The organism is Salibacterium aidingense DSM 18341, from assembly GCF_000429685.1.
In the GTDB taxonomy this organism is placed as follows: domain Bacteria; phylum Bacillota; class Bacilli; order Bacillales; family Marinococcaceae; genus Salibacterium; species Salibacterium aidingense.
Window position 1 is genome coordinate 291393 of sequence record NZ_AUCI01000001.1, and the last position, 21363, is coordinate 312755.

The following is a 21363-nucleotide window of genomic DNA, read 5'->3' on the forward strand; positions in this document are numbered from 1 at the left end:
CGATTTTAATTAATAAGAGGTGGAACGTATGAGTTTGGAACGTATTGATAAGTGGCTGGAACAGCTGAACCAGGTTGGACAGACGTCTTCACCCGGTTTGTACCGTCTGGCGTATACCACACAAGAACAGCAGGCAATGGACATTTTCCGCCGCCTTTGTGAAAAAGAAGACATGGACGTTCGGGAAGATGCGGCGGGGAATCTTATTGCGAGGCGGGAAGGCACCGCCCCTCTCCCTGCCGTGGCAATCGGCTCTCATTTGGATACCGTTTATGCCGGAGGACGTTATGACGGTACGCTTGGTGTTCTTGCAGGTCTTGAAGTGATCCACCGTTTAAATCAAAAAAATATCTACACCAAACACCCGCTGGAAATCATTGTGTTCCGCGCGGAGGAATCATCGAGATTCGGAATGGCCACGATAGGAAGCAAATTAATGAGCGGGGCTGTTTCGCTGGAACGTCTCGCTGCGTTAACGGATAAAGACGGCGTCACGTTTCCGGAAGCTGTTGAAGAGGCTGGCTATTCGTTTGACAGCCTGATCGAAGCCAAACGACCCGAAACCGATATAAAAACGTTTATGGAACTGCATATTGAACAAGGTCCACTGCTTGAAAAAAACCGGCTTCCCGTAGGAATTGCCACCGGGATCGCGGCGCCGTTCCGCCTTCGCGTGAATGTGGAAGGAAAAGCCTCCCATTCCGGGACAACAAGCATGGATATCCGCAAAGATGCGTTAACCGGTGCGTCCGAGCTCATTTTAGGGCTGGAAGCAGAAGCACGGAAGGAAAAGGAAAACAATACTGTAGCCACCGTGGGGCGGATTGAATCCCACCCTGGAGCCATGAATGTCATCCCCGGGCACTGTCAATTTGACGTTGACATCCGCAGTACAGATACAGCCTCCCGCCGTCAGGTGTACAGCCAGTTTAAAAAACAGGTCCAGAAGGTGGAAAAGGCACGGGGTCTGAAAGTAACAATGGAGACCATCTCCGAAGAAACTCCGGTGCCATTGCATGAGTCCATACAGGAATGTTTTGCTTCTACCTGCGGCAGATTGAACTTGACACCGTTCTTTATGCCAAGCGGCGCCGGACATGATGTGATGAATATGGCCAGAAAGTGGCCCGCCGGTCTTCTGTTTGTTCCATCCGTGGATGGCTTAAGCCACCATCCGGACGAATTTACGGCCCTGACGGATATGATCGCCGGTGTCGATGTCCTGGAGCACTCTGTGCGGTCGCTCGCAAATGAAGGACATCAGAAAGCCTTTCTGGAGGTGAAATCGTGATGAAACAACACCTGCTGCCGATTATCTCAAATGTTCAGGTTTCCTCAAGATATTGGCACATGAAAATTGACACCACCGAGATGAACGAAACGATTGAGCCCGGCCAGTTTTTTCATATACGATGCTCGGAAGGAATATTCCCCTTTTTGCGGAGACCTTTCAGCATATACCGCATCAACAAGGAAGACGACACGATCGAATTTCTTTATCTTGTTAAAGGCGAAGGGACAAAAGATCTCACCCGCAAAAAACCGGGCGACACAGCCGACCTACTGGGTCCGCTCGGCTATGGGTTTCAGCTGCAGCCGGAATGTGATGACATTCTTCTCACCGCCCGCGGCGTCGGTATTGCAACGCTCGCCGCTCTGGCGCAGGAAGCCGGCCGTAAAGGAGTACGCTGCACCGCTATTTTAAGTGCACGTTCCCGGGATGACCTGCTTGCTGCCGAAACCCTTCAGGATTTTGGAGCAGAGGTTCACAAAGTAACAGAAGAAGAAGGGACGAGCGGCGTAGATTCCGTGGAATCCCTGATGCGTGATATCATTAATAGAAAGAATATTAAAGCATTATATACCTGCGGTTCCCGGCGTCTCTCCCGCCTGAACCAGCGCCTGGCCGAAGAATATAAGCTTCCCGGTGAAATTGCCCTGGAAGAGCAGATGGGCTGTGCCATGGGAGCATGCTTTGCCTGTGTCTGTGATTTAGAGGAAGACGGGAAGCAGCGCTCGGTACGAGTTTGCTTAGAAGGGCCCGTCTTTCCATTAGAAAAGGTAGTGATTTCATGATTGCACAACGGAATATGGAAGTATCCATCGGCTCGCTTTCCCTGCAGAATCCAGTGATGCCGGCTTCAGGCGCCTTTGGACCTGAAATGCACGAAGCGCTTGATTTCAATAAGATCGGTGCAATTATTCCAAAAAGTATTACGAAACATCCGCAGCCGGGAAATGATACCCCGAGAGTATGTGAAACTCACGGCGGCATGATTAACTCCATCGGTATCCAATCGAAGGGACTCGACGTTTATCTAAGCAAAACCATCCCTGAATTTTCCGCCTATGACGTCCCGCTGATTTCCAGTATTTCAGCGGAGTCTATTGATGAGTTTTGTGAAATGTCTGACGTGCTCGGCAGCCATCCGGATATTGATGCCCTGGAACTGAACATTTCCTGCCCTAACCTGAAAGGAGACGGTCTGGCATTTGGCATGGATGCAGAAGTGACCCGCGAACTGCTTACCCGAGTGCGCCAGGTTACAGATGTTCCGTTGATCGCCAAGCTGACACCAAACGTTACCAGCATCCAGGAAATTGCGAAAGCAGCAGATGCCGGAGGCGCCGATGCCTTAACCGTCGCCAACACGATTCTGGCGATGGCAATTGATACCGAAACGAAAAAACCGATGGTGGGAAATGTGATGGGCGGGTTGTCCGGACCGGCTGTTAAGCCTATTATGGTACGAATGATTTACCAGACGTCTCAGGTAACGGACCTGCCCATTATCGGCTGCGGCGGAATTATGAACGGTACCGATGCGATTGAAATGATTCTTGCCGGAGCTTCCGCGGTGCAGGTGGGAACGGCAAGCTTCATCACCCCTACCGCGCTGACGGATGTAGTCCAGGAAATCAGAGACTACATGGAACGCCATGACGTGAAAAACATTTACGACCTGGTCGGCAGTGTAGAATGCTAAGAAAAGCGCAAGGCGCCCGCCTATATAAAGGTTCTTCTACTAAAACCGTGCACGCACTGTGCCGGGCGCTGAAGCCGCCACACCCTGTGGAAATACGTCCTGCGACAACACCGAACTGACCTGCATCCTGCAGGCCCTCGTGTGGGTCTTTCGAGCCGCTGGCTTCTGGAGCTGAATTTTGAAAACGCGTTTATATTTTCTTACCTTATAAGAAAGAAAGGATGATATGTTTTGGCATGGCAGCAGCGAATTAAAAACGGAACGATCGTCACAGGAAAAGACATGTATCAGGCAGATATTTATGTCCAGGACGGAAAAATCGCAGCCATCACCACAGAAGACCTGCCGGGAGAAGTAATAGAGGACATAGACGCCGGCGGCAAATATATTTTCTCCGGCTTCATGGATACCCATATTCATTCCCGCGATCCCGGTCCAACGCATAAGGAAGATTTCACCCATTCCACCCAGGCCGCGGCGGCAGGGGGATTGACGACCGTTTTTGAAATGCCGAATACCAACCCCCCGGTAAATCATGCCGATAATTTTGACAGGCAGCACCAGCATTTAGGGGAGCAGGCCAGTGTTGACTTTGCACTCTGGGGAATTTGTCTCGGTCATTTGAACGAAGAGCACATTCCAGACCTGCACGATAAAGGGGTAATCGCGTTTAAATTTTTCTGGGGCTACGCTGTCCACGAAGAGACCTTCCAGCTTATGTATAACTACAAGCCTGGAATGGAAAACGTCATCCCGCCGTTTCATGACGGGGAAGTGTATAAAATGATGGAAAACGTCGCCCGGACCGGCCAGGTATTTGCAGTGCACGCAGAAAATAATGACTTAATTCAGACGCTTACCTCGCGTGTGGAAGAACGAGGAGGTTCTACGTATGAAGACCTGCTCGAGGGCCGCCCTGCGCTGGCTGAAGTTTTAACCGTCCAGACCGGGATCGAAATGGCAAGAGCGACCGGTGTCCGTTTTCACGTGCTTCATGTCAGTGCCGGCGAATCCGTCCGTCTGATCCGGGAGGCCCAGAGGGAAGGTCTGCCTGTCACCGTAGAGACTTGCCCGCACTTTTTGTTTTTATCAGCAGAAGACTTTGACCGGGTGGGACCGAAAATGAAAGTCTATCCTCCAGTGAAACACCGTTCAGACCAGGAAGCAATTTGGGAAGGAATCGCCGACGGTACCATTTCTCACATATGTTCGGACCACGCTCCCCATACGCAGGAGGAAAAAGACGGAAGCCTGTGGTCTATTCCGGCCGGGATGTGCGGCGTGGAAACGCTCGCTCCTCTCGTGCTGAACGCAGTCAGCGAAGGGCGGCTTACGCTGCAGCGCGCAGCCCAGCTCTTATCTGAAAACCCGGCGCAGCTGTTTGGCATTGCTCCTCAGAAAGGAACGATGCAGGCAGGATCCGACGCTGATTTCACGATCGTGGACATGAACAAGGAAGGGACCATCAAGCAGGACGAGCTCCACAGTAAAAGCAAGGTAACGGCCTATGACGGCTTTCCCATTAAAGGATGGCCCGTTCAGACCATTGTCCGCGGGCAGACAGTGATGAAAGACGGGGAAATTGTCTCCAGCGGCAACGGACAAATCATTTATCCCACAAGTACAGGAAGAACCATACATGGAACCTAAAAACGACACAGCAGCCCTCATTCAGAACCATCGCTCGATCCGAAAATTTACGGAGGAGTCCGTCCCCAAAGAGGTTCTTGAGGATATCATAAGATCGGCCCAGTGGGCGCCGACTTCCCACAATGTCCAGGCCTATACCATCATTTCCGTGACCGACCCCGATCTGCGCGAAAAGCTCGAGGAATTATGCGGCCCGCAGGAATATGTAGGAGCTGCGCCGGTATTTCTCGTTTTCGTTGCCGATTTTCATAAACATGCTCTGATCAGCGAAGACCAGGGCACGGCGTTTGAAATGGAGGAAGCAGAAAATGTGCTTGTTGGAGCAGTCGACACCGCCCTTGCCGCTCAGAATGCTTTTATCACAGCAAAAGCCTATGGCCTTGGCGGGGTGATGATCGGCGGCATCCGTAATGCTCCGCATAAAGTCGCCCAGCTTTTAGAGCTTCCAACGTGGACATTCCCAGTAATGGGTATGTGTCTCGGCTATCCGGAGCACCTTCCCGGTCAGAAACCGCGCTTTCCTTTGCCCGGCGTATGGCACCATAACAAGTATCAGGAAAAAGAGGTGCAGGAGGCGCTTCCTGCTTTTGACCAAATTACTCGTTCATACTACCAAAACCGGCCCGTGAACCCTAAACGGGAAAGCTGGCTGGAACAGATGGCATCCTACCTTGCCGCTCCCCGCCGGCCACAGATGACGACGTTTTTAAAGGAACAGGGGTTTACTTTTAAATAAAGGAGAAAACCGCATCATGACTGGACCGATTTCATTAACGGCAGCCGGAGATTGTTTTATTACAAGACGATTGCCGGAACAAGCTCCGCAGGCTGCCCAGCTGAAACAGTTTTTATCACAGGCGGATGTCCGCTTTGCGAATCTCGAGGTGACAGCGCATCACCGGGAAGGGACGCCTTCCCCTGTCAGCGGGGGAACCTGGGCCATGGCAGCGCCTGATGTACTGGATGATATCGCCTATTACGGTTTCAACCTTCTCAACGGAGCTACCAACCATGCGCTTGATTACTTATACGGAGGCCTGGAAGCCACCGAACGATATGTCCGTGAACGAGGTTTTATGTATGCTGGAACGGGCGCGCATCTCGCAGATGCCTCTGCTCCCGCCTATTTGGAAACAGCAAATGGCCGGGTCGCAATGATAGCGTGCACCTCTACGTTTCATGATTCCTGGACCGCCGGAGAACAGGGACGGGACCTCCCCGGCCGGCCTGGAGTGAACCCGCTCCGCTATCACACTGTGCACCGTGTGAGCCGCGCCGACATGGAAGCATTAAGGCAGATTGCGGATAAAACAGACGTAAATGCCGATGCGAATCTAGCCGTAAAGGAAGGGTTTCTTCCCCCTCCGGAAGGAAAAACGCTGAAGCTCGGAGACATGGCGTTTGAGGAAGGAGCACCGGGCGGCACGGTCCGGTACCCTCATGCCGCGGATGAGCATCGCTTGATGGAGAAAGTAAAAGAAGCAAAACGACAGGCGGATCTTGTCCTCGTCAGTATCCATTCCCACGAGATGGAAGGCGAAGACAAAGCCAGACCTGCTGATTTTCACCAGGAAATAGCACACACCCTGGTGGATGCCGGGGCAGACAGTATCATCAGCCACGGTCCTCATATCCTGCGCGGCATTGAACTTTATAAAGGCAGGCCCATCTTTTACAGTCTCGGCAACTTTATTTTTCAAAATGATACCGTCACCCACCTGCCGCCCGATTTTTTCCAGAAATATCAGCTGGATGAACGGGCAAGTGTAGCAGATGCTCTTGATGTACGAAGTGATTATGGAAGAAAAGGACTGGGTGTCAATCCGGACGTATGGCGGTCCGTTCTGCCGTATTGGGAAATGGAGCAGGGAGAACTGACCGCCTTATCCCTCTATCCCATCGAATTGGGATACTCTCTTCCCCGCTATCGCAAAGGATGGCCGGCCTTTTCCAGAGACAAAAATACATTGGAGCATCTGCAGGCTTTGTCCGAACCATTTGGCACAGACATCATTATCCATCCAAACGGAACCGGAGAAGTGAAAATCTAACGCACTTCTCCGGCTCTTTTCCTCATACTAAAATTCATTTTTTAAATGAAACTCTTCAAGAAACTCTTCATAATCAATCCCGATAATATTGCAGTACTTTTGGACATTTCCGAAAAAATCAAAGTCTTCCGATACCGGCTTGTCCCGGTTTTCTGAATAATACAACAACAATTCATACAGTTCTTTAAACGCCTGCACTTTCGTCAGTTCCTGACTCATGGGTTCACTCCTTTATAAAAAAATCCTGACTTTCGTTATCATTTAACTCTATCCCCCAATGTTGAGAGAGATGGAATGAGGATAGAGGTTAAATTATAACACAAAAATCAGGACAAAATAAAAACCTATTGAAGGGGTTACAATCTTATTGTCTCATGAATAATATCATTCGTGCGTTGTCGTTTTAACTAAAAAATTAGAAAATTCATTGTTTTAATCCACATATAATATTTTCCCCAGTGCTTTGGGTATGTTAACAGCAACAAACCTCCTGGCCTGGAGGGGCTGCCCTTTTTGACAACCCGTGCTTTATCCTTTTCGACTGTCGTTTACAGCGCTTGCAATCAGCAAAATGGCCGCAATAGTGTGCAGAATCCAGCCAATAACAGGAATCCAGGCCAGCAGATTGGTAACAATGCCGAAGATATTCGGAGTTTTCGACGTACGGTACACAAACGTTATAATTAATGCGATGACATGAAGAAGAAGGGCGGTGCCAAGGGCTCCGTAGCCGCTGAAGACGACAATACTTCCCCCGAGAAATGGAATCGCCAGCAGAGCCTCATATCCACCCGTAATAAATTTCGCAATCGCAGATAGTTTCATTCTACCGCCTCCTTTACACAGCTAAATTTGCTCTCTTCTTACTCTTCCCGAAATCGACCAACTTCACGCATCTCTTTTGAATAGGTGCTAACGGATGTTGTTATAATATGTGAAAGGAGGAGATATGGTTTCCATCTGCAGAGAAATAAAAAGGGGATTCTGGCATTGCGTTACCTTTTAGGTATTTCTGGCGGAGTCGGGTGTTTCCCTGCATTCGGATTAAATACCGGAACGGTTTTCTCGATTGTCATTACAGAATTTGAAACATTTGGAAGTACGGAAGGAAATCAGGGGAAAGATGAAAATCCCGTCCTGGATATGCGTAAGTGGATAACTAGGCATACCGCCAGATTACAATCGGCTGGTCAGGACTCCATGCGGACATTTATTCCGTTAAATCGCGGAATGACCGGGGAACAGCGGTTTTTTCGGACATTTGTTCCGCTATCCCGGCTCCGGACCCCTTCTTTTACACTGAAAAAGGGAAATAACGGAACAAATGTCCAAACCCTCCTTCAAATTAGGCAAAATCATGGAAATAAAGGAATAAATGTCCGTCAACACAACACCCTCTTTCCCGCTCAAAAAAGCCGGATGCCTAAAGTCTCAGGTCCTCCGGTCATTTTTTGTTTTTCTTTTTACAAGGGTGTCGATTCTGCTCAAAACGAAAGCATCGCTTTAGGAACAACAACCCAATACCTTCTCAACTGTTTTTGGAATATTTAACATATTCACTAAAATGCTTACAATTTATGGTACAATGAAAGCGCTAGTCCTTCTTTGCAGAATGAGTGATCCTCTGGCAGGAGGAGGTGATTTTTGGTGAGTCCGTTTGAAGCACTAAGCCTGATGGTGAGCTTTGGCATGCTGATAGCGGTTGTGATTACGCGGAGAGACTAATTCTGTATTACACTCATTCTGCTTTTTCGCCCGGGGTGTGAGGGCACCTCGGTGTTTTTCTTTCTTTTCGCACAATTCTGATTATATCGCGTATTTATTAAAACTGCAACCTTATTTTTGGTTTAATCCATTTCTCTTGACCAGTATGACACATTGGCTGAAGCAGCATGCTCCAGCCAACGTTTTCGATGTCTACAACTCTAGGTGATCTTCCATCTCTGAGGAAGAAATAGCGTCTTTCTGGTCTCGATCATACAACTGAATATGATTGGAAAACAATTGGAGTGATTGGCACTACAGCCTTCCTCATAACCAGAACCTACATCGAGTTCATGACTTTCTTTTTTTATAAATCACCCAATTGTTTTGGTTCGAACCTATCCTCTGTGTTTCTATTTTTTTTAATATGAATACACTGCACACCGGTAATGATAACAATAACCAGGAAGCTGAAAGACGGGATCAGAACATTATTAAAACTGATCATTCCAAACGCAGCCAAAAATAGAACGATACGCTCCAGCCAGTTCATTTTCTGCAAGTAACATCCCACGATGGAGGCCGCCAGGATAATTACCCCTATCAGTGCAGTTACCGTTGTATAAATAATCTCATACCATTCTCCCTGCATTAACAATTCATTATGAAACACAAAAATATAAGGAATGATAAACGCAGGAATGGCAATTTTAAATGCTGTCAGGGATGTTCCCATCGGTTTTGAATCCGCGATCCCTGCGGCTGCATAAGATGAGATCGCAACAGGCGGAGTAATGCCCGAGAATACCCCAAAATAAAGAGCAAATAAATGTGCTGCTAAAACACTGACTTCTAGTTCCACTAAGGCAGGTACGGCTATGGCTGCTACCATAATATAAGCTGCGCTTGTTGGCAGCCCCATACCTAAAATAATAGAAGCAATCATTACTAATGGCAGAATGATAAGAAATTGACCCTGGGCAAGACCAATTACCGCGGAAGCAAATGTAATACCAATTCCCGTCTGACTGGCCACTCCAATGATAATCCCTGCAGTCGCACAGGTTACTGCAATCATTATGGTAGCCTTTGCCCCATCTCTTAAGGTAACAATTATCTGTTTTAACGACATACGGGTCGCTTTTTTTATAGCTCCTACTACCACTACTGAAGCCAGTGCAATGAGAGCTGCCAAATAAGGAGTATAGCCAAGAAATAAAGCAGTCACGATAACGATGAGCGGTATGGACAGGTGTACATTTTTCAGTACGCTGCTCCATTGCGGAACTTCTTCCTTAGAAAGACCGACGATGCCATTCTTTACTGCTTGAAAATGCACAACAAACCCAACACTCACGAAGTATAAAAGCGCTGGAATCAGGGCAGCGATTATGACGGTAGTATAAGAAATTCCAACGAATTCGGCTAAAAGGAAGGAGGCTGCCCCCATGACCGGAGGCAGAATTTGACCACCTGTAGAGGCTGCCGCTTCCACCCCGCCAGCAAAAGAGGGCTTATAACCTACGTTTTTCATCAGCGGAATCGTATACGCTCCGGTAGATGTTACGTTAGCTGTAGAACTTCCGGATATGGAACCCATCAAACTGCTGGCCACCACTGACATCTTCGCCGGACCTCCCCGGGCCCGACCAGCAAGCGCGTAGGAAAAATCGATGAAAAATTGACCGACCCCCGACTTTTCCAGAAATACTCCGAATAAAACGAAAAGGAAAATGAACGTTGCCGATGCCGCAAGCGGAATACCGAATATTCCTTCTGTTGTAAATACCAGTTGTTCAATCATTCGATCAAATGAATTACCGGTATGAGAAAAAGGACCTGGAAGGATATTTCCGTACAGAGCATAAAGCATAGCAATGATTGCAATAACAACCATGCTCCAGCCGATGATTCGCCTTGTGGCTTCCAATATACATAAGACCAACACCACTCCTGCTATCAAATCCAGAGCGGTTAGGCTGTCGACATAAGCAATTCTATTAATGATTCTTTCATACTCGAACACCCCTAAATATAATATGCTGAAAGCAGACATTATAAAAAAAGCTATATCAACCGTAAGCCATGAGCTTTCCTTTCTTTCTTTAAACATTGGAAACAGCAAGAAAGAAATCGGTAACAAAAAACCCAGATGCAGGCTGCGCATTTGATAAGCTTCCAGCACTCCGGTCAGCCCCAGATAGATATGATAAAGAGAGGCACTAACCGCAATAACAAAAACCAGCCTTTGAATTAGTTTTCTAATTTTAGAAATAGGTTCTGGAGGACCCGATGATGAATGGTTACTCATTATCCCCCTCCTCTCTGTTTCCACTCATTAGGATACGGACACCTCCCCTCTAGTTCTCTACTCCTTCTTCTTCATAATAACGCTCGGCCCCGGGGTGAAGAGGTGCTCCCAGACCGTCTGATGCTTTCTCCGGATCTGACAGAAATTCATTTACACCACTGTTGATATTTCCTAACGTATTATTACCTTCTTCAGAGTTCATCCATTTCGTAACTTCATAAATCACTTCTTCCGGCATATCTTTATTGGCTATAATAACGACTCCGCCGCCAACTGTCTCCGCAGCTTCGCCCTGACCATTGTAAGTTTCAGCCGGAAGCTCCATTTTTTGATATCCGTATTTTTCTGCAAGGTTATCCCGGACTTCCTCTTCAAGATCAAAAAATTTCAGCTTGCGGGAAGCATTCATTTCTTCAAACGGAGCAGATGGAAAACCAGCCAGAGACGTGACAGCTTCGATATGACCATCACGCATCAAAGAACTAGCATCTCCCATACTTACGTATTCAATTCTTCCGCCCCAGTCTTCGATCTCCTCATACGTTATTCCGTACTCCTCGAGAATCCGGCGCGTCAATAATTCATTCTCTGTTCCTCTTGTTCCGACGGAAAGTTTCAACGGATACTGCTGTTCTTTCACTTCTTTTAACGAGTCGACTTCGACATTTTCGCGCACCGCAAACTGCATCACCGATTCAAATACTTTTGCAATCGATCTTACATCCGGCAGCGCTTGATCATAGGGCTCCATTCCTTCTGTAGCTGCATAACTTAAACCAGAGCTTGAATGGCCCATCTGCGCTTCATTACTGCCAACTAATTCCAGGTTGGCAAGTGCTCCTCCGACTTCAACTGACGTTTGCGCTCCTTCAAATTCATTACCGATAAATTCTCCAATGGAGGCACCAATCGGATACATGGATCCCGACTGCTCTCCCATTGTCAGATCTACATTCAAGTCTGAAAAATCTTCCTCCGCAGCTGATCCTTCTTCCTGTCCTCCTGTATTTTCCTCACCTGTTGTCCCCTCTTCTCCCTCTCCACAAGCAGCCAGCATCAATACTGCCGTTATGAAAAGAAAAATTACATAATTCCATGGTTTTCTCATAATTTCTTCTCCCCTTTTAGATGCTTACTTCCCCATTCAAAGCAAGCAGATTAATTTCTTTGGTAATCAGGTCAAGCTCTTCTTTAATAGAAGCATCCATTGGAACATTAGGATTCCTTACTGCAGAAGAAGCAATAATCCCACCATCTTTTAGAATTTGCTTATGAACAGACATAGCGTACTTGGCAATCGTTCCCATTCGAATCAGCGGCAGGTGTTTGTAAAAGTGCCTTTTCGCTTCCTCTTCTTTCCCAGCTTTAAACAAGTCAAAGATGGACACGCATACTTCTGGAAATTCACAAGCAGGCATTGTTCCAACTGCCCCCCGCCTTATTTCTTCAAATAAGTACATCCCATTCAATCCGCCGAATACTTTCAATCTCCCGTCTGTTTTTTTCAATACTTCCGAAATTTTCATAGTGGTCGGTGGAGCCTCGACTTTGACATATTGAATGTTTTCGTAATCCTCCGCGAGCTGTGCCATCACTTCCACAGGTATGGATACTCCGCTTGCTATCGGAGCATCCTGCATCATGATAGGCAGGGAGACCGAAACCGCAATTTCTGCAAAATATTCATACATCCGCCTGGAATCAGGTTTCACCATATAAGGTGGCAGAACCATTAAAGCATCTGCTCCAGCTTTTTCTGCACGCTGACTCAACTGAACAGCCTGCGGGATACCTGTTGCTCCTGTACCGAATACCACAGGTACTTTTCCCTTCACTTCTTCTATAACTATTTTGCTGATATGTTCCCTTTCCTCTTCCGTAAGCGCATACATTTCGCTCGCATTTCCAAAGATAGAGATCCCATCTACTTTAGCTTCCAACTGAAAATGAATCAGTTTCCTCAAACTGGGAACGTCTATTTTATAATCATCCGTGAAAGGAGTTGCTAAAATCGGAAACACACCTTCCAGTTCTCTTGCTGACGTCATGTTATTCATGCTCCTTTCGATTCACGGCATAATAACGTACTTTTTCTTCATCTACTGTCACCCCTAATCCAGGAGTATTTGGCAGTTCATAGAAACCGCTTTCGCAATGAAGAGTATCACTTAGCATATCATTGGCGACTGGAAATACAGTTGGCTGGAATTCAAGCATATAAAAATTATTTATGGAGGAACTGACGTGAAGAGATGCAGCAATACAAATACCCAGCCCTACACTTAAATGAGGAGCAATTCGTACATTAAAGGCTTCGGCCATATAAGCTATTTTTTTGGTTTCTGTAATACCGGCTCTTCCTACATCAGGCTGCAGAATATCAGCAGTGCGCCTGACCAAACGCTCTTTAAACTGATATTTTGTTCGAATTGCTTCTCCAATTGCTATAGGAATATTGGAATTTTCTACAACTAACCGGTTTCCCTCTATATCCTCCGGGAGTACCGGAGCTTCTAAAAACAATACGTCGTAAGGTTCGAGCATTTTTGACAGCATAATGGCTTCTTTTGGCGAATAATGCCAGTGGGCGTCCACCATAAATTGCATATCCGGGAAGGTTTCCTTTAAATGAGAAATAATTTGAACATCCTCCCTCATCCCATATCCCAGATGCAGCTTTATTTTATCGAAGTTTTGCTGCTGCCATTTGCCGGCGAGTACCTTTTTATCTTCTAATTTGGGTTCAGGAAGACCTGATACATAGGCTGGTATCCGATTGCGGTAGTTTCCACCCAATAGCTGATAGACAGGTGATCCATAAGTTTTCCCTGCTATATCCCACAGTGCAATATCAACAGCCGTTATGGCGTCTACCATAAAACCAGAGAAGTACCCGCGTTCCCGCATAGAATCATATAATTCATTCCAAATCACTTCCACTTGCAAAGGGTTTTTTCCAATGAGAAAAGAAGAGAACAACGTTTGTACAATAGCAGCCGGCACTTCTGGAGCAACCGGTGCCAGACATTCCCCCCACCCATATGTTCCATCACTTGTCGATACTTTCACTAATAATGATTCCAGCTTTTTAGAATAAAAAGAGCGATATTCCGGGCGAAGATAATAGTCTTTGTCGGCACCTTTTAATCCGCTAGATTCTCCTAAATAAATAATTCCTTTATCAATTTTTACTGGAAAAACTTCAATATTTGTTATATGCAACGATTTTTCATCCCCCGTTCCTTCCCTTTTGAAATTTACAGCTGTTTTATCATAAACCTCCCTTTTTATTATGGATTTTTAATTCAATATATGGATTTACAATCCGCTTAATGTTATTTAAACATCAAGTTTGAATAATAGCAACAACTATTTTAAAAAAAATTGTACAATTCCATCCGTTTATTAAAGGTTATCTTTTAAAAATGAATTAATTAAGCTATAATACAAATAACAAATTCATATAATGGAAGGTGTAATCATTGTCTAGCACAAATGGGAAATCACAAAGTGTGGATCGAGCGTTACAATTACTTGCATGCTTTTCCGATGCACAATTTGAATTAAGAGTCGCCGATTTTTGTCACCAATTGAATATGTCTCAAAGCAGCGTCTCACGATTGCTTACAACTCTGGTAGACCATGGTTTCGTAGAAAAAAATCATTTTTCTGGTGCCTATTTTCTAGGAAAAAAAGTTATTTCTTTGGCAGGAATTTCTCTTAACAACTACGAAATCAGGAAGCAGGCCCTGCCTGAGCTGTATAACCTGGAGCAGAAAACAAATTTGGGAGCCAATCTTGCAGTATTGGATGGAGAAAAGATGTTCTATCTCGCGCACGTAGACAGCCGGAGATCACCGCGTATGTACACCCTCGTCGGCTACACAAACCCCCTGCATGCCACAGGAATTGGAAAAGTTTTATTGTCACATATTGAAGAGAATAGAGAACAATTTATTAAAAATCTTTCCTTAGAGCCATACACGGTAAAAACAATTGATCGGAAAGAAGAACTGTTGCAAACAATGGAAAACACGCGACAGTACGGCTATGCTACCGAAATCGAGGAACTTGCGTTGGGAAGAGCTTGCATTGCTGCCCCTGTGAGAGATAGAGGAGGCCGCGTCGTCGCAGGGGTCAGTCTATCTGGTCCGTTATCTGAAATTAATCTTCAGGAACGGGAACAGGAACTCGCCAGTATATTAATAGAAGCTACCGATCTCATCTCCCTCAAAATGGGTTTCATGTCCTCTTCTGCCCGAACCTAATATCATCTTCATATAAAGAAGCTGCCGGGCCGGCAGCTTCTTTATTTTGCTTTCCTTTTCAAATACCCCTTCGACATATTACGACAATTCCCGGGTGGTGACAGGCACGGAATGACCGTTTTAGTTATTTTTCTTTAACTTTTTGTGTTAAACGGTCAGTTTTTGATAAAAACCTTTTACTATCGGTTAATACGGCTTTTACAAGGTATTGCTATAGTGAAGGTGAACGCGGATAAAGGAGAGACGTGATATGAGGGAGCCGGTGAAGGCTGTATTGTTTGATTTGGACGGGACCTTGCTTGACAGCAGGGACATGTTAGTAGAAGCAGTTTATCAGACGATGCAGCGCTTCAATTATACGACGATTTCGCACCAGACCATTCTTCACCGTTTTGGAACGAATTTCACAGATTATCTTTCTGAATTAACAGCGGGGAACGAGGAAGTACGCCGGTTTTTCCTGGAAAAGAAGGCCATGGTTTATTCGGCTAACCCCTTGTTTCCCAAAGTCAAGGAGGGGCTGCAGGAGTTACGGGATCGAGGGATCCGCCTTGGAATGGTAACCAATCAAGAACGAGAGTTAGTGGACACTATCCTAAAGAAACATGGGATCGCTTCCTTGTTTGAAGTGGTCCTAGCCCGGGAGGATGTACCCGAGGCCAAACCGTCCCCGGTTCCACTTCTTCATGCGATTCAGCAAATGGATCTCACTCCATCAGAAGTAATGATGGCCGGGGATACATACTTTGATTGGAAAGCAGCAAAAAATGCAGGAAGTTCCTGTGTGTTGTTTCAATTTTACGATACAATTGCCGGGATTGAGCAAAAAAAGGACAACCTGTTTTTCGATTTTCCTCAGTTTTTGGATTACGTTATTCCATCTCGTAAAGGAGGGAGTGAAACATGGCTAAAAAACTAACAGAACTTCAAGCCCCTGGCCTTTCGTCCAAAGATAATTATCAAAAGAAAACATTGGTGCTGCAGCGGTGGAAAGAAAATATTCTTGGTTATGGATTTATCTTCCCAGCCTTTCTTATTCTAGGTGCCTTTGTTTTCTACCCTTTTTTTCAAAGTGTGTATTTAAGTTTTTTCACTACCGATCCTTCTGGGAACATAGCAGAGTTTGCAGGGTTTCAGAATTATATTCATCTGTTCACGAATTCAGAATTTCTCAGCAGTCTCGGAATTACACTTCTGTTCACCCTGTATACGGTACCTGCGAGTATTATTCTTGCCCTGCTGCTGGCTGTGCTCACTTATAACAAGTGGAAGGGGATGCAAATATTTCAATTGATATTTTCCCTGCCCATCGCCATGACCATCGGTACCTCCTCCTTGATATGGATGCTTCTTTATGATCCATCAACCGGTTTGTTTAACTATCTTTTACATCATTTAGGTCTGCCTTCTATTCAATGGTTGAATGACCCCTCCTGGGCATTGATCTCCGTATCTATTATGAGCATCTGGATGTCGCTCGGTTTGAATTACATCATTCTGCTGGCGGGGGTGCGTCATGTCCCGGAGGAAATATATGAGAGCGCCCGGGTGGATGGGGCAGGATCATTACGGATTTTGCTGCAAATGACGATTCCCCTGATGTCGCCTTATCTATTTTTTGTCTTCGTGACATCTGTCATCAGCTCCCTCCAAGCCTTCGGTCAATTCAATATTTTAACAAACGGCGGCCCGGCGGACAGTACAAATGTTTTTGTGTATTCCCTTTATCAGGAAGCCTTTGTCAATTTTCAATACGGATTGGGAAGTACACGGGCCCTCATTTTGTTTGTTGTCATTATGCTGCTGACCTGGCTTAATTTTAAATTCGGGGAACGGAGAGTGCATTACCAATGACAAACGGTATAGGTCTGAAAAAAGTTTTCATTAACGGCCTTCATTACGCTTTTCTTTTAGTCATGGCCCTCCTTGTAGTTTATCCAATCTATATGGCTTTTTCTTATACCTTTATGACTCCGCAGGAGGTGAACAGTCCCGGTCCGAACTTTTTTCCGGAAAGTTTTTACTTAGGAAATATTCAAGAGGTTCTGCAGTCGACACCCATTCTTCGTTTTATTTTCAACAGTTTTTTAGTAGCTGTCCTGGTTATGATTGGAGAAATCGTCACTTCTGCTCTTGCGGCATATGGATTCACTTTTCTTTCTTTTAAAGGAAAAAATATTATTTTCGCTTTATTTCTCGCCACTCTCATGGTGCCGTCGGAAGTAACAGTCATCCCGAGATATCTTATGATGCAGGCATTTGGATGGGTGGATACTTACCAGGGATTGATTGTTCCGCATATTGTTACGGTTTTTGGCATTTTTCTGTTAAGGCAGTCTTTCAAACAGCTGCCGCGGGAACTGCTTGATGCAGCAAGAATGGATGGAGCAAGTCATTTTCGTATGTTTCTTTCTATTGTGGTGCCTCTGTCGCGGCCGGCGATTGGTGCCCTCGGCGCCATTTCTTTTCTCGGCACGTATAACCATTACTTGTGGCCGCTTCTGATGACGAATTCCGAGGAAATGAGAACCGTGCAGATTGGAATCACCATGCTGCAGAATGAAGAATTTTTAAGTTGGAATATTGTGCTGACCGGTGTTGCCATTGTTCTTCTTCCTTCCCTAACCATTTTGATCGCTGGCTTAAAACAATTAGTTGCAGCCATGACGGGAGGTGGTTTGAAACAGTAAGCAACAGGATATCCCGTTTCGTTTTTTCTCAGTTTCATTTTCAAAGAATAGGAGGAATAACTAAGATGGTATGGAAAAATTTCTTTCGTTCAAGCGCAGCCCTTGCTTTGCTTCTTGCCGGATGTTCCAGCGGAGAAGACACTCCTTCCAATTCGGATGCCAGGGAATCTTCCGGCGGGAATATGGACGAGCCAGTGGAAGTAACATTCTGGCATTCGATGACAGATAAAAATGGAGATGCGATTGAAACGTTTGTTGAAGACTTTAATGCCTCCCAGGATGAAATAGAAGTGGAAGACGTGTATCAGGGAAGTTACGATGAAGCCTTTACAAAATTAAGGACCAATCTAAATTCAAATAGCGGACCTACCCTGTTTCAATCGAATTTTATCCGCAGCGGTCCTATGGTGGATACGGACATGATTACCCCAATCCAGAACTTTGTGGATCAGGGGGATTATGATTTATCCTCCCTCGATCCAAATGTACTAAGTGCCTATGAAATGGAAGACCAGTTGTTTTCAATGCCGTTCAATGCCTCGACCCTGCTAATGTACTATAACAAAGATATGTTTGAAGAAAATGGTCTGGACCCGGACAATCCCCCCCGAACCTATGAAGAAGTGACAGAAACGGCACAGACGTTAACCGACGATAATCAATACGGGGCTTCGTTTGCGATGACGTCTTATTTCCTGGAACAGTTGATCACCGTGCAAGGCGCAGAACTGGTGAATAACGGCAACGGCCGCGATGGATTGGCAGATGAATCGCTGATCGATTCAGAAGAAGCATTAAACACTTATTCCTGGTGGGCAGACCTTGTCGATAATGGATATATGCTCAATGTCGGAACGGACGGCCAAGATGCACAACAGGCCTTTTTATCCGGCCAGTCCGGCATGACGTTGAATTCTACGGCCGTCCTCGGTCAAATGATTGAAGGGGCGGAAGGAAATTTTGAAGTCGGAACAACCTTTATTCCTTACCCGGAAGACAGAGAAGGGGATGGCGGAGTTTCTGTTGGAGGAGGAAGCCTCTATATCATGAATAACACTTCAGAGGAAGAACAGAATGCCGCATGGGAATTTATTAAGTACTTAATGGAGCCCGAGCAGCAGGCATACTGGTATACAGAAACAGGCTATTTCCCTGTTAATACCGACGCCTTCGAAGAAGAAACCGTGCAAGACACCTTAGAAATGTATCCTCAATTTGAAACTGCCATCGACCAATTAGAGCTCGCTCTTAAAAACGACTCCGGCAACAATGCTGGAAAAGGACCCGTCATTGGCATGTATCCTGAAGTTCGAGACATTCAGACAACGACCCTTGAGGAAATTGTAAATAGTGACATATCTCCAAAAGAAGCCTTGGAAAAAGCTCAGACAGAAATAACGAATGAATTACAAAACTACAATAACACCATGGAAGAATGAAAGAAAGGAGCAGGCGGATGACAACATCTCTAACTTTCTTTGGGGGACTCCATTCTGTAGGCGGCGTTCAAATATTATATGGACATAACAACACAGGTCTGCTGTTTGATGCCGGCATTTCTCATCATGATCTTTTTCAGGCGCCGTTTATTCATCTGAAAGAACCTTTATCACGGCCGATGCCTCATCGTGAATTAAGACAATATCTTTTAACCCGCATGGCACCGCCCATTTTTGGGTTATATGATCAAAAGGAGCTGGGTTCCCTGACAGAACAGGATCTACTACGAATTTGGGGAAAAACTTCCTTTCCTGCTTTCGACCACATGCATGTTTTTGTCAGTCACATCCATCAGGATCACATGGCTCTGCTCCCGTTTTTACATGCAGGCATAACCGTGCACATGCATGAAGATGCACTCGGTGTGTATAACGCTTTAACCGAGGCCGGTTACTATGATGGAACCAATGCCGTCATTGCACCGTTTCAAAGCAATGAAAAGATTATGATGGATGGAATCGAACTTCAGACTCTGGAAGTCGATCACAATACTCCTGGGGCCTCTGGATTCATCTTAAAGGAGGAAGGGTTCACTTTAGCCAACACAGCAGACTGGCGGACGCACGGACCTCACGGGGAACGAATGGAACATTTTATTACACAGTGTCAGCAGGAAGACGTGGATATACTGATTACGGAGGCAACGAGGGTAAATAAAAAATCGATCACTACCCGGCAGAAAAATACACCGGAAGCTGATTTTTTCAAGCAGTACATGCAACTCATAGAAAACGCGCAGGCGCTTGTCTATTTACTGACGCTGCCCCTGGATGCAGAAAGAATGGCAGGAATCATGAAAAAAACGAAAGCTTCTGGTAAAACGCTTGTGCTGGAGGAAAAAACAGCACTTTTCTGGAACGAAATAATAGCCAATAACGTTTGCTCGCTCGCTGAGGATCCAGTTCTTCAAGACGAAAACCTCTTTAGCGTATTGGAGCCGGACTCCTTAACAAAGCAGAAGCTTCCTTATCCGGCCCGGACCGTTTCGGAGATCACACAGACGAAACAGAACTATGTCCTTCATCTGCACTATACGTCTGTCCCATATCTGGCCGAATTTGAAAAACTGGGACCGTCGGTTTCGGAAAATTCTACCATGATTCATGCTGATGCTCCTGTCCATCAAAACCATTTACAAAATTGGCTGGATGAGTTTCAGATTTCCTATCATAATATCAGTACCAAGGGGCATGCTGCACCCCATGAAATCACCAAATTGACCGAACGTATTGCGCCCGGTGTGGTAGTCCCCGTTCACGGCAGGCACCCACATCTAGTAGATAGCAAAAGCGTAAAAAAATACCTTCCAGAACGCGGGGAGACGCTTACCCAGGACACCTTAGCTGAGATTTTATCATAACGGGGCCGCAAAGGAGATATTGTATGAAAGCTTCCAAACGAAGAGCTGCCATCCTGCAGCTGATGCAAAGCCGTACAAATGTGACGGTCGACCATCTTATCCATCAATTTGGAGTATCGGAAGAAACCATCCGCCGGGATCTGCGCCAGCTCGATGACAGCGGCTATGTGAAAAGGGTTTACGGGGGAGCCGTTAAAATTGAAAAAACAACGAGATACCTTTCGTATCAGGAACGGCTGAACAGCAATTATAATGAGAAAATGGCTATTGGACAAGAATGCCTGCAGTTGCTGGAAGAGGGAGACAGCGTCTTCATTGATGGAAAAACGACCTGCCTGGTTTTTGCCAGAAATATTCCAAGCAGCCTAAACCTGACCATTGTGACAAATTCCATTATCCTCGCTCATGAGTTAATCAGCCGAAAAAGTCACGCCACCATTCATATTCTTGGAGGAGAACTTGATGAAAACGGGATGATGAACGGTCCGAAGGTTGATCAAGAACTGCGGAAATACCGTTTTGATAAGGCCATTTTTTCCTGTATCGGAGTGAATGCAAAAGGCTGTTATTTTGGTAAAATGGAAGCTCAACAAAATGCACATACCTTAAAAGAAATCAGTTCCAATTTATTGCTGCTCGCCGACTCAGCAAAAATAAACCGCCACGCCTTTTTATTCGGCCTGCCTCTGGAAGACTTCACTTATCTTATTACGGATGAAGGAGCGCCCGTCGGCTTCAGTGAAAAAGTTAAAAAGACCTCCTGCCGTCTCATCAAAAGTTCAATACAATGAACGTTAAGCGCGATAACCCTTGCATCAAGGAAACACCCTGCGGCACAGCCC

General features: G+C 45.8%; 20 protein-coding genes. 14 read left to right on the forward strand and 6 right to left on the reverse strand.

The window, feature by feature from the left end; all coding sequences use genetic code 11:
• Window positions 1-28: 28 nt before the first annotated feature.
• The 6 genes from G475_RS23960 to G475_RS0101425 all read left to right on the forward strand — a co-directional run bounded on the left by G475_RS23960 (window position 29) and on the right by G475_RS0101425 (window position 6688).
• A complete protein-coding gene (locus G475_RS23960; protein ID WP_051302034.1) occupies window positions 29-1291 on the forward strand; it encodes a Zn-dependent hydrolase in 1263 nt (420 codons plus the stop codon).
• Entirely contained in the window at window positions 1291-2076 is a 786-nt protein-coding gene (locus G475_RS0101405; RefSeq protein WP_026699729.1) for a dihydroorotate dehydrogenase electron transfer subunit, read from the forward strand. Before G475_RS23960 ends, G475_RS0101405 begins: the two co-directional genes overlap by 1 nt.
• Window positions 2073-2987 (forward strand): dihydroorotate dehydrogenase, encoded by a 915-nt coding sequence (locus G475_RS0101410; protein ID WP_035709758.1) that lies wholly within the window; start codon window positions 2073-2075, stop codon window positions 2985-2987. The genes G475_RS0101405 and G475_RS0101410 overlap by 4 nt, the downstream gene beginning before the upstream one ends.
• Window positions 2988-3218: 231 nt before the next feature.
• Window positions 3219-4637 (forward strand): allantoinase AllB, encoded by a 1419-nt coding sequence (gene allB, locus G475_RS0101415; RefSeq protein WP_026699731.1) that lies wholly within the window; start codon window positions 3219-3221, stop codon window positions 4635-4637.
• Window positions 4627-5373: an oxygen-insensitive NADPH nitroreductase gene (gene nfsA, locus G475_RS0101420; RefSeq protein ID WP_026699732.1), complete on the forward strand. Its 747-nt coding sequence runs from the start codon at window positions 4627-4629 to the stop codon at window positions 5371-5373. The genes allB and nfsA overlap by 11 nt, the downstream gene beginning before the upstream one ends.
• A 16-nt stretch (window positions 5374-5389) precedes the next feature.
• Entirely contained in the window at window positions 5390-6688 is a 1299-nt protein-coding gene (locus G475_RS0101425; RefSeq protein ID WP_026699733.1) for a CapA family protein, read from the forward strand.
• A 27-nt stretch (window positions 6689-6715) separates the two neighbouring features.
• Here G475_RS0101425 and G475_RS0101430 read toward each other — a convergent pair whose 3' ends face one another.
• A complete protein-coding gene (locus G475_RS0101430; protein WP_026699734.1) occupies window positions 6716-6907 on the reverse strand; it encodes a hypothetical protein in 192 nt (63 codons plus the stop codon).
• Window positions 6908-7216: 309 nt separating this feature from the next.
• Complete coding sequence (locus tag G475_RS0101435) at window positions 7217-7513, reverse strand: hypothetical protein (protein WP_026699735.1); 297 nt, start codon at window positions 7511-7513, stop codon at window positions 7217-7219.
• A gap of 822 nt (window positions 7514-8335) precedes the next feature.
• On the opposite strand from G475_RS0101435, the gene G475_RS27980 reads away from it, so the two are divergent.
• Window positions 8336-8413: a putative holin-like toxin gene (locus G475_RS27980; protein ID WP_407636183.1), complete on the forward strand. Its 78-nt coding sequence runs from the start codon at window positions 8336-8338 to the stop codon at window positions 8411-8413.
• A gap of 346 nt (window positions 8414-8759) precedes the next feature.
• Here the strand turns inward: G475_RS27980 and G475_RS23965 are convergent, their stop codons facing one another.
• From G475_RS23965 to G475_RS0101465, 4 genes are read right to left on the reverse strand one after another with little or no spacing between them, the layout of a single operon-like run.
• Window positions 8760-10703, reverse strand: a complete 1944-nt coding sequence (locus G475_RS23965) for a TRAP transporter permease (RefSeq protein ID WP_051302036.1) — start codon at window positions 10701-10703, stop codon at window positions 8760-8762.
• Window positions 10704-10752: 49 nt separating this feature from the next.
• Window positions 10753-11811: a TAXI family TRAP transporter solute-binding subunit gene (locus G475_RS0101455; RefSeq protein WP_026699737.1), complete on the reverse strand. Its 1059-nt coding sequence runs from the start codon at window positions 11809-11811 to the stop codon at window positions 10753-10755.
• A 16-nt stretch (window positions 11812-11827) separates the two neighbouring features.
• A complete protein-coding gene (locus G475_RS0101460; protein WP_035709760.1) occupies window positions 11828-12751 on the reverse strand; it encodes a dihydrodipicolinate synthase family protein in 924 nt (307 codons plus the stop codon).
• Between the two features lies 1 nt (window position 12752).
• Window positions 12753-13925, reverse strand: coding sequence for a mandelate racemase/muconate lactonizing enzyme family protein (locus tag G475_RS0101465; protein ID WP_026699739.1), 1173 nt, complete (start codon window positions 13923-13925; stop codon window positions 12753-12755).
• Window positions 13926-14215: 290 nt separating this feature from the next.
• On the opposite strand from G475_RS0101465, the gene G475_RS0101470 reads away from it, so the two are divergent.
• The 7 genes from G475_RS0101470 (at window position 14216) to G475_RS0101495 (ending at window position 21312) form a co-directional block, all read left to right on the forward strand.
• Window positions 14216-14971, forward strand: coding sequence for an IclR family transcriptional regulator (locus tag G475_RS0101470; RefSeq protein WP_169728499.1), 756 nt, complete (start codon window positions 14216-14218; stop codon window positions 14969-14971).
• A gap of 250 nt (window positions 14972-15221) precedes the next feature.
• Window positions 15222-15890: an HAD family hydrolase gene (locus tag G475_RS23970; RefSeq protein ID WP_035709762.1), complete on the forward strand. Its 669-nt coding sequence runs from the start codon at window positions 15222-15224 to the stop codon at window positions 15888-15890.
• Window positions 15875-16825 carry a carbohydrate ABC transporter permease gene (locus G475_RS0101475; RefSeq protein ID WP_026699741.1) on the forward strand — a complete coding sequence of 317 codons (951 nt, stop codon included), beginning with the start codon at window positions 15875-15877 and terminating at the stop codon, window positions 16823-16825. The genes G475_RS23970 and G475_RS0101475 overlap by 16 nt, the downstream gene beginning before the upstream one ends.
• A complete protein-coding gene (locus G475_RS0101480) occupies window positions 16822-17661 on the forward strand; it encodes a carbohydrate ABC transporter permease (protein WP_035709766.1) in 840 nt (279 codons plus the stop codon). Before G475_RS0101475 ends, G475_RS0101480 begins: the two co-directional genes overlap by 4 nt.
• A gap of 65 nt (window positions 17662-17726) precedes the next feature.
• Window positions 17727-19100: an ABC transporter substrate-binding protein gene (locus tag G475_RS0101485; protein ID WP_026699743.1), complete on the forward strand. Its 1374-nt coding sequence runs from the start codon at window positions 17727-17729 to the stop codon at window positions 19098-19100.
• A 17-nt stretch (window positions 19101-19117) separates the two neighbouring features.
• Window positions 19118-20521 carry an MBL fold metallo-hydrolase gene (locus G475_RS0101490; protein WP_026699744.1) on the forward strand — a complete coding sequence of 468 codons (1404 nt, stop codon included), beginning with the start codon at window positions 19118-19120 and terminating at the stop codon, window positions 20519-20521.
• Window positions 20522-20544: 23 nt separating this feature from the next.
• Entirely contained in the window at window positions 20545-21312 is a 768-nt protein-coding gene (locus tag G475_RS0101495; protein WP_026699745.1) for a DeoR/GlpR family DNA-binding transcription regulator, read from the forward strand.
• Window positions 21313-21363 lie beyond the last annotated feature (51 nt).